Annotated in this window: 13 protein-coding genes and 1 pseudogene; 13 read left to right on the top strand and 1 reads right to left on the bottom strand. The window is 57.7% G+C overall.

From position 1 onward, the window contains the following. Positions 1-142 (top strand): annotated as a pseudogene (locus AC1DK4_RS38740) (porin); the annotation flags it as partial. Positions 143-235: 93 nt separating this feature from the next. Here AC1DK4_RS38740 and AC1DK4_RS38735 read toward each other — a convergent pair. After that, positions 236-535 carry a YciI family protein gene (locus AC1DK4_RS38735; RefSeq protein WP_441620746.1) on the bottom strand — a complete coding sequence of 100 codons (300 nt, stop codon included), beginning with the start codon at positions 533-535 and terminating at the stop codon, positions 236-238. 258 nt (positions 536-793) lie between these two features. On the opposite strand from AC1DK4_RS38735, the gene AC1DK4_RS38730 reads away from it, so the two are divergent. The 12 genes from AC1DK4_RS38730 to AC1DK4_RS38675 all read left to right on the top strand — a co-directional run. Further along, positions 794-2,221 carry an aldehyde dehydrogenase family protein gene (locus tag AC1DK4_RS38730; RefSeq protein WP_441620744.1) on the top strand — a complete coding sequence of 476 codons (1,428 nt, stop codon included), beginning with the start codon at positions 794-796 and terminating at the stop codon, positions 2,219-2,221. Positions 2,222-2,555: 334 nt separating this feature from the next. Then, positions 2,556-3,521, top strand: a complete 966-nt coding sequence (locus AC1DK4_RS38725; protein WP_477132187.1) for a Bug family tripartite tricarboxylate transporter substrate binding protein — start codon at positions 2,556-2,558, stop codon at positions 3,519-3,521. A 2-nt stretch (positions 3,522-3,523) separates the two neighbouring features. Further along, on the top strand, positions 3,524-4,891 hold the full coding sequence (locus tag AC1DK4_RS38720; RefSeq protein ID WP_477116906.1) for an MmgE/PrpD family protein: 1,368 nt from the start codon (positions 3,524-3,526) through the stop codon (positions 4,889-4,891). A gap of 38 nt (positions 4,892-4,929) precedes the next feature. Then, positions 4,930-5,907 (top strand): Bug family tripartite tricarboxylate transporter substrate binding protein, encoded by a 978-nt coding sequence (locus tag AC1DK4_RS38715; RefSeq protein WP_441620739.1) that lies wholly within the window; start codon positions 4,930-4,932, stop codon positions 5,905-5,907. Between the two features lie 68 nt (positions 5,908-5,975). After that, a complete protein-coding gene (locus AC1DK4_RS38710) occupies positions 5,976-7,322 on the top strand; it encodes an NAD(P)-binding domain-containing protein (protein WP_441620737.1) in 1,347 nt (448 codons plus the stop codon). 83 nt (positions 7,323-7,405) lie between these two features. Beyond that, positions 7,406-8,344 carry a LysR family transcriptional regulator gene (locus AC1DK4_RS38705; RefSeq protein WP_441620735.1) on the top strand — a complete coding sequence of 313 codons (939 nt, stop codon included), beginning with the start codon at positions 7,406-7,408 and terminating at the stop codon, positions 8,342-8,344. Positions 8,345-8,647: 303 nt separating this feature from the next. Continuing rightward, positions 8,648-10,069 (top strand): FAD-dependent oxidoreductase, encoded by a 1,422-nt coding sequence (locus AC1DK4_RS38700; protein ID WP_441620733.1) that lies wholly within the window; start codon positions 8,648-8,650, stop codon positions 10,067-10,069. Between the two features lie 48 nt (positions 10,070-10,117). Beyond that, the gene (locus tag AC1DK4_RS38695; RefSeq protein ID WP_441620731.1) at positions 10,118-10,363 is read left to right on the top strand and encodes a hypothetical protein; all 246 of its coding nucleotides are present in this window, start codon (positions 10,118-10,120) and stop codon (positions 10,361-10,363) included. Positions 10,364-10,434: 71 nt separating this feature from the next. Further along, positions 10,435-11,454 carry a Bug family tripartite tricarboxylate transporter substrate binding protein gene (locus tag AC1DK4_RS38690; RefSeq protein WP_441620729.1) on the top strand — a complete coding sequence of 340 codons (1,020 nt, stop codon included), beginning with the start codon at positions 10,435-10,437 and terminating at the stop codon, positions 11,452-11,454. Positions 11,455-11,495: 41 nt separating this feature from the next. Then, complete coding sequence (locus AC1DK4_RS38685) at positions 11,496-12,509, top strand: Ldh family oxidoreductase (protein WP_441620727.1); 1,014 nt, start codon at positions 11,496-11,498, stop codon at positions 12,507-12,509. 30 nt (positions 12,510-12,539) lie between these two features. Next, positions 12,540-13,526: a tripartite tricarboxylate transporter substrate binding protein gene (locus AC1DK4_RS38680; protein WP_441649919.1), complete on the top strand. Its 987-nt coding sequence runs from the start codon at positions 12,540-12,542 to the stop codon at positions 13,524-13,526. Positions 13,527-13,584: 58 nt separating this feature from the next. Further along, positions 13,585-14,573, top strand: a 989-nt coding sequence (locus AC1DK4_RS38675) for an MmgE/PrpD family protein (RefSeq protein ID WP_477132186.1), incomplete at its 3' end; no start/stop codon positions are given.

The raw sequence follows: 14,573 nt of genomic DNA, 5'->3' as shown, positions 1-14,573 counted from the left end.
CTCTAAGCGTACCGACGTCTACCTAAACGTTGGTTACACGAAGAACAAGAACGGCTCGACACTTGGCCTGGGAAGCTTCGGAACGGTGGCCAACAGCGCTAACCAATTCGGCGCAGTTGCAGGCATTCGACACAAGTTCTAGCGCCTGAAGCGACGGTGCAGAAGGCTCGTGTAGACCGATGGTGACACGAGCCTAAAGGTGCACAAAGGGACCGGGGCAGCACGAAGCGAAGTGCTATCTCGGCGCGTCGAACAGGTGCGCGTTGAACCGGCCCTTGCTTAAGCGACGAATCTTCACGCTGGCGAACACCCCGGCGGAGTTGTAAGGCTCGCTCCGGATGAATTCCTCTGCCTGTTGATAGGTGTCGATGTTAAGCAGGAAAACGCTTCCTACGAACGCATTGCCGAGTTCATCCAGTTGCGGTCCCGGGATCCTGTCGTTCCAATCATTCAAGTAGTTCCGATGAGTAGCCTGAAGCTCTTTACGAAGCTCCGCCGACCCCTCTCGATCGCAGCAAAACACGATGCAAAGCATAAAGTCTCCTGATGAAGAATTCCTCTGTGACTGACTGCGCGCATGGGCGCCATTCCGACCTTGTGCGTCGCGCACGAAAGTTTCGGTGATTGGAACCCGAATTGTACAACGGAACCAATGTAGAGTATTGTGAAGGTAGTCGGCAAGCCAGGCTCGAAGGCGTTGTGAAGTGGACGGACGCGACAACCAGCAGCCTTGGCCTTGCGCGGGGCGGATGTCCGTCTAAGAGTTCGAGTGTCCATTCAGTTAGAGGAAGGTATGAAGACGTTTGATAGGTTTTACATCGGGGGAGAGTGGGTTGAGCCTGTAGGAACCCGCAGCTTTGAACTGGTCAACCCGGCCACTGAGATTCCGTTCGCGAACGTGCGGCTTGGCGAAGTTGAAGACGTTGATCGAGCAGTAACCGCTGCACGGAAAGCTTTTGAATCTTTCAGTGTGACAACCAAGGCCGAACGGATTGCCCTGCTTGAACGGATCGTCGAAGCCTTCGCGGCGAGGCAGACCGACCTCATGAGTGCGATCTCCGAGGAGATGGGAGCTCCGCTTTCCCTTGCTGGTCAAACGACCACGGCCCTCCAGGCCTTTAAGCAGGCCGTGATTACGCTTCGCGAGTACGACTTCGAGAGCCGTATGGGCGACAACGTGATCCTGCGAGAGCCAATTGGTGTGTGTGCTTTGATTACAGCCTGGAACTGGCCTCTCCAACTACTGTGCGGGAAGCTTGCTTCCGCAATCGCCGCTGGCTGCACGGTAGTGGTAAAACCAAGTGAATACACGCCCATTGACGCGTTGCTGCTTGGGGAGGTATTGGCGGCCGCGGGGGTACCGGCCGGCGTCGTAAACATCATTAACGGCGATGGTCCGACAGTCGGAGATGCACTGAGCCGACATCCGGACGTAGACATGATTTCATTCACCGGCTCGACGAGAGCGGGGATTCTGGTAGCTCAGTCAGCCGCAGATACCGTCAAGCGCGTTTGCCAGGAACTCGGCGGGAAGTCTGCAAATATCGTTCTTGAGGACGCAGACCTCGAGGCAGCCGCTCGGTATAACGTCACCCGAGGGTTCTCGAATACGGGCCAGTCCTGCCATTCGCCCACTCGCATCCTGATCCACGAGAGCCAAGCCGAGCAGTTTATTGGCCTACTGCAACGCGAGGCGCAGAAGGTACGGGTAGGCGATCCGCGAAGTCCAGACACGACAGTTGGCCCCGTAGTGAATCGGCCGCAGTTTGAGCGAGTGCAAAGCTACATCGAACGCGGAATCGAAGAAGGAGCGCGATTGGTATGTGGAGGCCTTGGCCGACCTGGCAACCTGGATCGCGGCTACTTCATCCAGCCGACAATCTTCGCCGATGTTCGAGCAGACATGACCATCGCGCAGGAGGAGATCTTCGGCCCGGTGTTGTCGTTGATTACCTACCGTACAGAAGACGAGGCCGTCGCCATCGCGAATGGAACGAAGTACGGACTGGGCGGGTACATCTTCTCCTCGGACGCCGGACGTGCGCGCAAGCTTGCCGCGCGTATGCGGGCGGGGCGCATCTTCTATAACGGAGCTGCGTCTAACTACGTTGCCCCAATGGGCGGTTACCGTCAGTCAGGCAACGGAAGAGAGGTGGGTGTATTTGGCTTGGAGGAGTATCTGGAAACGAAGGCCCTCCTGGGCTTCAATCCAGGCGACTAAACGCAATTTGATTCCAGGTGGTCTCCTTTGCGCAGGAAGCCGGCTCTTTCCTGGCCGCTCTTGCGCACTTTTTACCGTGCACATTGACGACCGGAAACGACAAGACTCAACGACGCCCCGGTAGACCTCTAAGCCTGCCTCCGCACGCGCGTAACGTTTCGGTATGCGAATTCAATACAGCAGGACTGATTCCGCTGAACGTTTACGCCAAAGGTAACAAACCGGTAGGTAAAGACCAAATTTAGATGAACCCAAACGTCCACGACAGGGTGGGAAACGATTGAACCACCGAACGATGGTTGGGAAGATTAAATCGAGAACTAGGAGGAGGCACGTGGCAAAGAATATTTGGCGGCAGCTATGTCTTGCTGGCATCTGTTTGTCGGCATTGGGAGCGGCAGCCGATCCAGGAAGCGCACCGACTCGCATCGTCGTCGCATCGGCACCCGGCGGAAATATCGATGTCCTTGCTCGAATCCTGGCTGAGAAGCTCGGAGTCAGGCAAAAGCGGACATACATCGTAGAGAACCGTCCAGGAGCCGGTGGAAACATCGCGACCGCACAGGTCGCCCAGGCGAATCCGGACGGACGCACGCTGCTTATCGTCTCCACTAGTCACACCAGTAACGTTCACGTCTACAAGAAGGTCGGCTACGACCCGATCAAAGACTTCACGCCAATCGCGAAGCTGGCTGAATCGGCATTTGTGGTCGCGGTCCCGTCGGATTCCAGCATCACAAGTCTCGAGGACCTCGAGAAGGTGGCAAAGGCCCGTCCTGGCTCGCTCAACTATGGGTCTTCAGGCATCGGACAGGGCAATCACTTGGGAATGGAGATGTTGAAGAATCGGCTGGGTGTGAAGATTACTCACGTTCCGTTTACCACAGCAAATGCCCTCGTGACCGCATTGATGGGGAAGCAAGTCGATGTTGCCATGCTCACTCTGCCTGGAGCGTTCATGGGTGTGAAAGCGGGAAAGATTCGTCTTCTGGCTGTAACCAGCCAGAAGCGCGTGGAACGACTTGCCAATATTCCAACGGTCGAAGAGAAGATCGGGGGCGACTTCGTCATGACGAGTTGGCAAGGCCTCGTTGCACCCGCGGGCCTTCCGGCAAAAGAGGCCGCCGAACTAAGTCAACAGGCCGCGAGCGTGATGGCCCTGCCGGAGGTCGTCGATGCGCTCGACAAGATCGCACTTACACCCCAGGTCACAACCCCGGAAGCGTTTCAACAGTTCCTTGTGAAAGAGACGCGGCGTTGGGGTGACGTCGCCAAGCAAAGCAACATCAAGATGGATTGAAGATGAAGAACGCTACTCTCTCTCGCCGATATGGTGAGTTCATCGCTTCAACGCAGTATGACGAAATCCCCGCTGAAGCGGCTGAATACGGGAAGATGCTGATCGCCAGTACTTTAGCCAGTTCCGCTCTCGGATCGACGCTCCAATCGAGCAAGATCGTTCGAACCCTGGAAGTCACGCGAGGAGGCTCTCCGGAGTCGACTGTTTGGTTTGGAGGCTGGGAGTCGGTGCCGGCCGTGGCCGCTGCACGCCTGAACGCTCTTATGAGCGATGCGGCTGCTTCGGATGACAGCGATCTCAGGAACATTGTCCACAGTGGGACCCAGGCGTGTGCTGCGGCGCTCGCCGTCGGAGAAAAGGTCGGTGCGTCCGGAGCGGAGGTAGTTGCCGCAGTAGTTATCGGCTATGAAGTTGCCGGCAACATCAACACTGCCATGATTGGAGGCCTGCAGCGAAAAGGCTTTCACGGGTGCGTAGTGGCAACGTTTGCAGCGGCGGCAGTTGCAGCTCGACTGCTGGGGCTCGACGCAGACGCCGCGGCCCATGCACTCGCATTGGCGGCAACCTCAATGGGCGGCTTGCACGCCGCGGCGGCAACCAGCTTAGCGAGGGAGTACCACGCGGGGAATGCAGCAATGATGGGCGTGAACGGCGCTCTAGCCGCTCAGCTGGGATACACCGCCGAGCTCGCCACGTTCGAGATGAAGCGCGGCTTCTTCGAAACACTGGGCGTCACCCAGCAAGCCGAGGAGGTGATCAGTCAGCTCGGGGAGAAATGGTGCATCCTGACCGAACTAGGCATCAAGCTAGTTCCTGGTGGGTCGCCATTTCACGCCGTTGCCGAAGCTGCCGCCAATGCGGCGCGCCGAGGGGACCTGGATGTCGTGGACATTCGCAAGATCGAGTTTACCCTTCCCGATTATCCTTTCCCGGGGCCAAAGCATCCAACCGACCTCATCGGGATCGCGCACAGCCCGTTCTATTTCGCGGCTGCAGGCGCAGCGGATCGTGACTACAGCTGGGAGCACGCATTCCCAGAGAAGATTCAGGACCCCAGGATCCGCTCCTTGTTCGATAAGGTCTTCCGCGTAGATACAGAGGTCGCGGATAAGGCCAACTACAAGAGCGGCGCAATTGTTCGCATCGAGACTGTCGGTGGACAGCTTATCGAAGAACATGTCCGGTATCCGAAGGGTGCCGCTTTGCGTGGAATCACCTGGCTAGAAATTGAAAGCAAGTACAGGAGCCTGATGCCGTATGGCGGCGTCGGAGAGCAGCAGATCTCAGCGTCCATCGAAGTGATACGTGCAATGGAGAATCTCCTGGACGTGCGGAGACTTATCGGCACTCTTTGGCCTGGGAAATCGTAGCCGACGCGCATTCTGCAAAAAAATACACAGGAGATAAGATGACCAACGTTAAAAAAATAAGGCAGGTTACCCTATTCGCGGCAACGCTTTCTGCAATTCCCATCGCCCACGCGGCTGAGCCCTATCCCTCACGACCCATCAAAGTGGTCGTCCCTGTATCTGCGGGTGGGTGGGGCGATATCACGACGCGGATTATTGCCCAGCGACTGGGCCAGGAAATCGGTCAGCCCGTAGTGGTGGAGAACCGGCCTGGCGGGGGCGGGTTGGTGGGTATCCGCTATACGAAATCGGAGTCTGCGGACGGGTACACCTTGATGTCGACGGGAGGGACGCTACCCATCCAAAGCGCTCTCTCACGCGAGACTGGCATTGATGCCATGAAGGACTTTGTCTCGGTAGGTTCAATGGTCCGTTCGCCAGCTGTGGTTGTGGCGGGCGCAGGAACCGAGTACAAGACCATGGCTGACGTATTCAAGAGTGCAAAGGCCAGCCGTGGCGCGATCAGTTATGCATCGGCCGGGGTTGGAACGACCACGCATATTGCGGCGGAGATGATGCTGAAGCAGGCGGGCGTACAGATGCTTCACATTCCGTACAAAGGAAACGGGGCTGCCATGCCGGATGTGATTGCGGGGCGCGTGAGCTTCATGGTCGATGCGTACGGAAGCAGTTCGTCCAATCTCGCGGGTGGAAAATTGCGGGCGCTCGCGGTCACATCGCAGGATCGTCTGAAGCTTCTTCCCAACGTGCCAACCGTGGCGGAGCAAGGCTTGCCGGGCTTTAGTTACTACTATTGGCTCGGCCTCTTTGCGCCGGCCGGCACGCCGCGCGATGTGGTCGAGAAAGTGTCGGCGGCCCTGGAGAAGACCATGAAAGATCCGCAGGTGACAGAGAGGCTTCAATCGGATGGTACAGAGCCGTACTTTAAGAACCCCGCGGAATTCACATCCTTCGTTCGTAAGGAAGTGGCGGACACGACGGCTCTGGTCGAGAAGTTGAACATTCAAAAGCAATGACCCTAGGAAGTCCTCGGCGRCTCGTAGCGTGGCGCTAGGGACTGGCGTCGGATGAAAGGGAGAGAGTGTTGCAAATATCCAGTCAAACAGTGCGTCCGATCGACCCAGAGGCAAGCAAGGCGATCGCAGCATCGATGCTTTCATTGTGCAGCCTGATGACACTCGAAGTCATCGCAATGGGCCTGAAGGCGGGGCTTGCGTTGTCTCCGATGCTTGATGCAATCAACGGAAGCAGCGGGCGTAGTCGATTTACGGAACAGCGACTTGCGGCACTCGCGGACCATCGTCCTGGATTCGAGGGCCCGTTGCTATCAGAACTCTCCGACGGCATTCGACGAGCAATCCAACTCTCCGAGCAATGTGGCGTTTCTCTGCCTCTGGCATCCGTGGCCCGCGGCTTACTGGATGTGGGCATGAACGTCTATGGTGGAGATTCTCGCCTGGGCAGCATGCTGTCTCTTATAGGCTCAATGGCGGGTGTAAGCGACGACGCATATAGACACACACCGCAATCGCCGCTTCCTCAAAGCAGGGTGGGTGCACAAAAGCCGACTATTGGCTACGTGGGTCTGGGCGCAATGGGCTCTGCCTTGGCGCGTAGAGTCCGTACGGCTGCAGACAGGCTTCTCGTGTTCGATGTGGTCCAGGATCGGGTGGCTGAGCAAGTACGGGATGGAGCTATGGCTGCAACGGACATGCCCTCCCTCGCGCGTGAGAGTGACATCATCATGCTTTGTGTCCCGACGTCAGCCCATGTTCGGGAGGTGCTGTTGGGCGAGAAAGGGATGCTGAGGGGCCTGTCACCCGGCAAAGTGGTGATCGATCAGACAACTGGAAGTCCCTCGGATGCCCGCTCGATATCGCAGGCGCTCAACCAACTGGGAGTCGGGTTCGTCGATGCTCCGGTCGCAGGGGGGCCTGCCAGTGCGGACAACGGAACTCTTCTTGCGCTCTGCGGAGGGTCCCAAGAAGACTATCAGAAGGTCTATGGCCTTCTCCAAACTATGGGCCGCAGCATCTACTTCGGTCCGACCGGTAGCGGACAAACGGCGAAACTTGTGAAGAACGCAACTGGCGCTTGTAATCGGTTCATCTGCTACGAAAGTATCGATTTGGCCCGGCGCCTGGGCCTGGGTCTGGCGGACCTCCTGGAACAGACGAAGGACACGGACGCGTGGACCGCGGCACTCCAGAGAATCGCGGAGGCCGAACGCACGGGGGTGCCAACTGCCATCATTACGTCGAAACTGTTCTATAAGGACTTGCGTCTTGTTTCGGAGCTAGCGGCGTCGTTCGGGGCTCCGATGCTTATTGCAAATGCGGTTAGGAGCCGAGTTGAGGCTCTCATTAAAGAGATCGGCCCAGACTCGAACATCGATGAACTTGGCCGGGCATATGGGCTGTCTCGGAAGTGACTGACATTCCAGTGTCGGCCTCGGTGCCCGTCGAGGGAGCCTGACAGTCCCATCTAGGTTTGCTCGTGCCGAGGAGGTGATACATGGAGAGCGTTCGGGGCATCAATACCTTCATACGTGTCGTGCAGACCGGGAACCTAAGCCGGGCCGCTCGGGAACTGGGAATCACGCCCCAGGCCGCCAGCTTGCATATCAAGCAGGTCGAGGAGTGGGTCGGAATTCGGCTTCTGAATCGCAGCACGCGCAGACTAAGCCTAACCGAAGAGGGTTCCAGCTTCTATCGGACCTGTGTCAATGCATTTGACGCCATCGACAGTGAGGTAGAGCGAATGCGTGATGCCTCTGCGGAGGTATTCGGCACGGTCAAGGTTGCTGCACCTGTCGGGATGGCCGCGCGCTTTGTCGCACCAGCTCTCGGATCCTTCCTCGAGAAGTTTCCGCGCCTCTCGGTCGATTTGATCGCCCAGAATCGAATCCCGGACGTGGTCGCCGAGGGCATTGACGTCGGTATCCTTCCACACCCATTGCCCGACACGAGACTCATTGCGCGGCGCGTGGTGACCTCGCCCTTCGTTCTCTGCGCTTCGCCAGCCTATCTGCAGCGGCATGGCAGACCGTCAACAATTGAGGATCTTAAGCGTCATCGACGGATCGATCTGCGGAGCTGGGTGACCAATGCGATCCGGCCGTGGCGCCTCCGCTTCGGCAACGAAATCCTGGTAAGCGAAGGGCAGCCGTCACTTGTCACAAATGACGGCGATAGCCTGATCGAGGCAATGCTGAGTGGAGTGGGGATCGGACTCCTGACTCTCTATCGCGTCACGCCCTACCTGCGTTCGGGTCGGCTCGATACGGTGATGGACGGACAGGTCGAGGGGGAGTTGAGCTACTCCATCTATATGCAGCAACGCCACCACGTGCCGCTGAAGGTCCGTGCCATGGCAGATTTTCTCTACGACGTGCTTAGCCAACATCCCGACCTGCAGCGGCGGGAAGAGCGACCTCCAACGATTCAACGCTAGTCACATCGCGCGGCCGGCGTTTGACACTCGGGAATTGCTTAACTTCAAGGCGTCGTTACGCTGTGCGCGTTCGCCGACGTTTTCAACTCTCCAGCTGTATGGAGACATTGACGTAGTACACGACGCGACCATCGGAAGCAGAGGATTCGATCTTCAATTCGTACTTGAAAGTCCTTAAAGGATGGGCGCGGTTGTGCAGGTATCTCCGCCATAAGATTCATTCATCGGTGCGCTAGATCGCAGTCTCGTCGGGAGCCAGCGTCGGAAGTGCTATCGGAGATTCAGCCAGTTACTGGAGTGGGCATGGATGTCGTCAATACAGACGTTGCTGTCATCGGCGCCGGAATCGCGGGCCTGACAGTCGCTCTACGGCTCGCAGAGCAAGGAATCAGAACGCTGGTAGTTGAAAAAGGTGAGCAGGGTAGGTACCCGTGCAACACCCGGATGGCAGGCGGGGCATTCCACGTCGCCCACCAGGACGTAGCCGAAGATCCTGAAGTCATTCTGGACGCCATTGTCAGCCGCGCTGGCAACTCGGTTGCGAAGGACCTCGCGGAGGCACTCGCACATGACGTTGGGCAGGCAACGCAATGGCTGCAGCAGCACGGTGTGCGGTTCATCAAGGTTGGACACGAGCCTTACCGCAGACATACGCTGGCACCTCCTATTGCAACGCAAGGACGCCACTACTGGCAGGGGCGCGGCGGGGATGTACTGCTACGAACCCTGGCAGCCAGGCTGGAGGCCAATGGGGGAACGGTCCTCTACGGAACTCGTGCCGAGCGCTTGACGATGCGGGGTGGGCAGTGCGTCGGCTTCCTGGCGACGCAATCTACCGCGCAAGTCGGCATTGAGGCAGGCGCGGTTGTGATCTGCGACGGGGGATTCCATTCCAACCTGGACTTGCTGCGCGAGCATATCGCACCTGCGCCAGAGAAGCTTAAGCAACGAAACGCACGGGCAGGCTGCGGAGACGGATTGCGCATGGCAGGTGAAGTCGGTGCTCAGTTCGTGGGAATGACGCGGTTCTACGGGCACGTGCTCGCACAGGATGCGATCTACAACGACGATTTGTCGCCCTTCCCGATGCTCGATCTCGTTTGTGCCGCGGGCATTGTGGTTGATAGATCCGGGCGACGATTCATGGATGAAGGGCTGGGTGGAGTCACCATGGCAAACACCATTGCGGCACAGGCCGATCCCCTGGGAGCAACCGTCATCTTCGACTCGGATATCTGGAATGGCCCAGGGCGCGAGTACCTCATTTCCGCAAATCCCACCTTGATCACGAACGGAGGCACCGTCTACGCCTCGTCCGACGTGGAGGGCTTGGCGCAACAGGCTGGCTTGCCTGCAAACCAGTTAGCAGAGAGCGTCGCGCAGCACAACGCCGCAATCGAGGCCGCCGGTACCGGAGAGCTTCGGCCCCGGCGCAGCACAGGCGTTCATCGAGCGTGGCCCATCCGAACCGCACCCTTCCATGCGGTAAAGCTCTGCGCCGGGATCACATACACCATGGGCGGAATCGCGACCGACGCTGCCGGTCGGGTGCTTGATATTGCCAATCGTCCGATTGCGAATTTGTATGCGGCAGGCTGTACGACCGGCGGAATCGAGGGTGGCGGTGATCTTGAACAGGTTGCATACATAGGCGGTCTCAGCCGGTCGACTGTCTTCGCCCTGCGCGCTGCAAATGCAATTGCGTCAACATGGGCCGCCGCCTGATTTAACCGGTTTTGCAACGTTAATTTTTAATATCGATGAATTTGATTGATGAAATCACATTTCAAACAGACGATGCCGACATTTCCTGCTCTGCATTTCCTTGTTAAAAATGGCAACGCGATTGCATTGCTGCTGGCGTCGAGTATGCCGATAGCCGGATTCTGGATTTGGGAAGTCAGCGGATCTACTGCTTTTCTTATTGGCGGCGGGATCGCAGGTCTTTTTGCTTACCTGATCATGCGCAGTTACGTCGACTTGGTCAGGCTTGTTGTGGACGCGATGCTTCCGAAGTGAGCTACGGCATCGCGCCGTATTGCACGTTAGAGATAGCGCTACTGAATGGTATTTTAACTGGATGGCCTGACATGAATGATGCCATATCGCAGGCACCGGCTTTGAGCGGTGTGCCGCTAGGAAAACGCCGGTCACTGCTCCTGGCGGGAGTGCTGACCGGTGTCCTGGGAAGTCTTGCATCAAGAGACGTAGCGGCCATGGCCTATCCGGATCGCCCCGTTCGCTGGATTGTTCCATGGCCGCCGGGTGGTGGTGCAGATCTTCTCGCACGCATACTTCAAGCGCGGTTGGGTCAATTACTGGGGCAGCCAGTGGTCATCGAGAACCGTGGTGGAGCGGCGGGAAATATTGGCGCATCAGCCGGTGCACGGGCAGCTGCCGATGGCTACACGCTGACGTTTGCCTACTCAGCGACCCATTCGATCAACCCGCTTGTGTTCACGAAGATGCCGTTTGCGCAGAGTGACTTTGCGCCGGTGATTTTCTTGACGACCGTCCCGCAGGTACTCGTTGTCAACGCAAAGCTGCCGGTGCACAACATCCGGGAACTGATTGAGTTATCGAAGAAGCGACAGATTACATACGGATCGGCTGCGCCGGGATCTCTTGGACATCTCGGAGGGGAGTTGCTCGCGTCAATGACAGGCGCAAACATGTTGCATGTTCCCTATCGTGGGGGTGGACCAGCCTTGTCTGCCGTCCTTTCTGGGGAGATCGACGCCCTTATTGGTGTGCCGGTCGTGCTTAAGCCGCAGATCCAAGCGGGGAGGCTCCGCGCATTGGGCATTACCGCCGCGAAGCGGACAAGCGTCTTGCCGAACGTGCCGACGATTGCGGAATCCGGAGTGCCTCACTTCGACGTGAGCTCCTGGAATGGCGTACTGGTACCCGCGGGAACCCCAGGGGCGGTAATTACCACCCTTAACGCCGCTTTCAAAGAGACTCTTCTGGATCCGAAGGTGCGAGAGCAACTCATCGATGCCGGCTATGAGGTCGTCGGAGGCGAACCTGCTGTCCTGTCTAAGTTCATCGCCGGTGAACTCGAAAAATGGAAGCCCGTCGTGAAGAAGATAAATCTCCACGTGGAATAGAGAAGTATTGCCGCACGCATTCGACACCTTGGACTATCGATATGACTGAGAAACTGCTGGACACCGATAACGAAAACTCAATTCGACTGAGCGTAAGTGAGGCGCATGATCTTGGCGTGAGCACCCTTATAAGGATTGGATTCACACGTGCAGAGGCGGATGTCATCTCCGGACATCTGCTTGATGCATCCATGTGGGGTTACGAGTTCGCAGGCCTTCCGCGGATTCTTGTCATTGCGGAAAGACCGGAAATGAAGAAGCCCCGTGTGCCGGTTTCAATCGTGCGCGAGTCTCCGGTCTCGGCATTGCTCGACGGAGGGAACCACGTCGGCTACATCTCTTTAAACCGTGCTGTCGATGTTGTCATCGACAAGGTGCGTCGCTCCGGCATAGCGGTTGTGGGGTTGAGGAACAGCTGGTTTGCGGGACGCAACGCATATTACCTGGAGAAGATTGCCAGGGAGGGGTATGCGGCGATCTACTTCGGCAGCAGCAGCCCAAGCGTTGTGCCGCCAGGGGCGTTAAGCAAGGCGTTGGGGACCAACCCGCTAGCTATTGCCCTACCTGGCAAAGTGGACCCATTTATCTTTGACATGGGGACGGCCTCGGCGATGTCAGGCGAAGTCCTGATGAAGGCCTTCCTCGGCGAGGAATTCCGTGATGTCGTTGGCATCGACAAACATGGCGAGCCCACGCGCGTTGCCCGAGATTTGCTGGAGGGCGGTGTCTTTCCATTCGGCGGACACAAGGGTTACGGCTTGTCCCTCGCAATCCAGAGTCTTGGCCTGATGGCGGGTTCACGGCTACGGAATGGCGACGTTAGCGATTTTGGATATCTCTTCGTCGCTTTCAATCCGGAACTATTGATGCCTGCCGAGCAGTTCAAGGACCAACTGGAGGAGTTATTGAACAAAGTAAGAACACTGCCTCGCCAAACAGTTTCTGCGGAGATTCGAATTCCATCGGAGCGCGGCTTTCGGGAGCGTGAGATTCGACGTCGGCAGGGCATCTTGGTGAACAAGACTGTTTTGGAGCGTCTACAGCAGTTGAAGTGAGCTTCCATCTGTATGGAATTGGAGAGAGACATGGATAAGCCAGTGAAGGGCAGAACAACGTTGGTTACAATGGTGGTATTGACAGCTGCCCTATTTGCCAATGCAGCCTCGGCTCAGGATCACTATCCGAGTCGACCCGTGAGGATTCTTGTCGGCTTTGCGCCTGGAGGCTTTACGGATGTGGCCGCTCGCATCATTGCCCGGAAGCTGACCTCCGCACTGGGCCAGCCCGTGGTGGTAGAGAACCGACCGGGTGCAAATGGATTGATTGCGAGTGACGCCACCGCACACGCACCGGCCGATGGTTATACGTTGATGCTTGCGTCGATTGGTCTCACGACTAATCCGCTGCTTATGAAGGGGGCTAACTATGACCCCGTCAAAGCCTTTACGCCCATTTCTCTGCTCGCGATGGTCCCCAATGTCCTGGTCGCTTATCCCGGTATTCAGGCAAAGAACCTGGCAGAGCTGTTGACGCTGGCCCGCACTCGACCGGCGCCCCTCACGCAGGCCTCGGCCGGAAACGGCTCTCCGGGGCATCTATCTGGCGCCCTTCTTCAGGTGATGGCTGGAATAAGGTTGGATCATGTCCCCTACAAGGGTAGCGGACTGGCAGTAAATGACCTCGTTGGAGGACACGTCGACATCTCGTTTCCCACCATTCCTACGGCCTTGCCGTTGATTCGTGCCGGCAAGCTCAGGGGAATCGCGGTTACAAGCGGGAAGCGATCGCCACTTATGCCCGACGTGCCGACCATCGCGGAAGCTGGCGTACCAGGCTACGACACCGGAGGCTGGTATGGAGTGGTTGGGCCGGCGGGTATGCCCAAGGATGTGGCACAAACACTCAGCAATGAGATTTCCAAAATCATGAAGATGCCGGATGTCCGCGAGCGGTTTATCGCCGAGGGTGCTGAGCCGGTTGGCTCGAATGGCCCGGAAATGCTGACATTCCTCGGACGCGATACCGAGCGGTGGGGGATGGTGGTGAAAGCGGCACACATTGCGCTGCAATAGCGCAAACCGATCGTTTCAGAAAGTTCTCTGCGTCCTCACCGTCATTCAATTGGTTGCCATGGCTACACCTATCAGCAAGACATCTCAAGAGCCGCCTCCGGGCCACGCGCGTAACCTCATTGAATATCTGCGCGCCTTGGGCGACGAAACGCCGCGCGATGCAATAGATAAAGCACGTTGGTGTCTTCTCGACGCTATTGGTTGTGCTCTGCTTGGCGTGCGGCAACCCTGGGGCAAGATCATGGCAGAGGAAGTCATCGCGGATTCTTCTCGTGGCTCTTCCACTATCCTGGGCTGCGTCGATGAGGTTGCCTCGAGCCAAGCTGCGCTCTGCAATGGTACCGCGATGCATGGATTTGAACTCGATGATCTGCTATCCGCCGCCTTGGTTCACCCCGGTGCAGTCATCGTTCCAGCAGTACTCGCAGCGGGGGAAGCCGTCGATGCGTCTGGTGTGCAGATTCTTCGGGCTATTGTGGCTGGCTACGAGGCAACTGCACGCATCAGCATGGCGCTGGGCACGGAGCCCTCCCAGCGCGGGTTCCACAAGACCAGTGTAGTGGGGCCTGTTGCCGGCGCCCTGGCGGCGGGGGTGGCAATGCGCCTGCCACTCGAACAACTATTGAGCGCAACCGGCCTTGCTTGCTCGTGTGCGTCTGGCGTCAAGAACTTTGCTCTGGGTTCCGCGGGAATGGTAAAGCGGATGCATGCGGGCCGAGCGGCGGAAGCGGGTGTTCGAATGGCGATGCTCGCTCGTCGTGGTTTTACCGCCCCCCCAACGGCGATTGACGGAAAGTTCGGATTGCTGGATGCATTTGGCGGCGGGAGGGCACAGCCGGAGTTATTGGACGCAGGCCTCGGGACTGGATGGGCAATCGACGATGTCTGGGTAAAGGTCTATCCAATTTGTGGGTGGATCCAGGGCGTTGTACAGCTTCTGCTTGCAATGCGGGAGCAAGTCGGTATCGATGTGCGGGAAGTAGAGAAGATTGTCGTCGCGACAAGTGCGTTCGCTGTCCAGAACAACGCCAATGCGGACGTCTGCGA

It is taken from the genome of Cupriavidus sp. 05N38 (genome assembly GCF_056397345.1).
This window is presented reverse-complemented; position numbering and strand designations above follow the sequence as displayed.

What these genes read in the sequence shown, in the direction of transcription:
- AC1DK4_RS38735 (WP_441620746.1), bottom strand. Translation starts at nt 535, where the DNA reads ATGCTTTGCATCGTGTTTTGCTGCGATCGAGAGGGGTCGGCGGAGCTT.
- AC1DK4_RS38730 (WP_441620744.1), top strand. Translation starts at nt 794, where the DNA reads ATGAAGACGTTTGATAGGTTTTACATCGGGGGAGAGTGGGTTGAGCCT.
- AC1DK4_RS38720 (WP_477116906.1), top strand. Translation starts at nt 3,524, where the DNA reads ATGAAGAACGCTACTCTCTCTCGCCGATATGGTGAGTTCATCGCTTCA.
- AC1DK4_RS38715 (WP_441620739.1), top strand. Translation starts at nt 4,930, where the DNA reads ATGACCAACGTTAAAAAAATAAGGCAGGTTACCCTATTCGCGGCAACG.
- AC1DK4_RS38705 (WP_441620735.1), top strand. Translation starts at nt 7,406, where the DNA reads ATGGAGAGCGTTCGGGGCATCAATACCTTCATACGTGTCGTGCAGACC.
- AC1DK4_RS38700 (WP_441620733.1), top strand. Translation starts at nt 8,648, where the DNA reads ATGGATGTCGTCAATACAGACGTTGCTGTCATCGGCGCCGGAATCGCG.
- AC1DK4_RS38695 (WP_441620731.1), top strand. Translation starts at nt 10,118, where the DNA reads ATGAAATCACATTTCAAACAGACGATGCCGACATTTCCTGCTCTGCAT.
- AC1DK4_RS38690 (WP_441620729.1), top strand. Translation starts at nt 10,435, where the DNA reads ATGAATGATGCCATATCGCAGGCACCGGCTTTGAGCGGTGTGCCGCTA.
- AC1DK4_RS38685 (WP_441620727.1), top strand. Translation starts at nt 11,496, where the DNA reads ATGACTGAGAAACTGCTGGACACCGATAACGAAAACTCAATTCGACTG.
- AC1DK4_RS38680 (WP_441649919.1), top strand. Translation starts at nt 12,540, where the DNA reads ATGGATAAGCCAGTGAAGGGCAGAACAACGTTGGTTACAATGGTGGTA.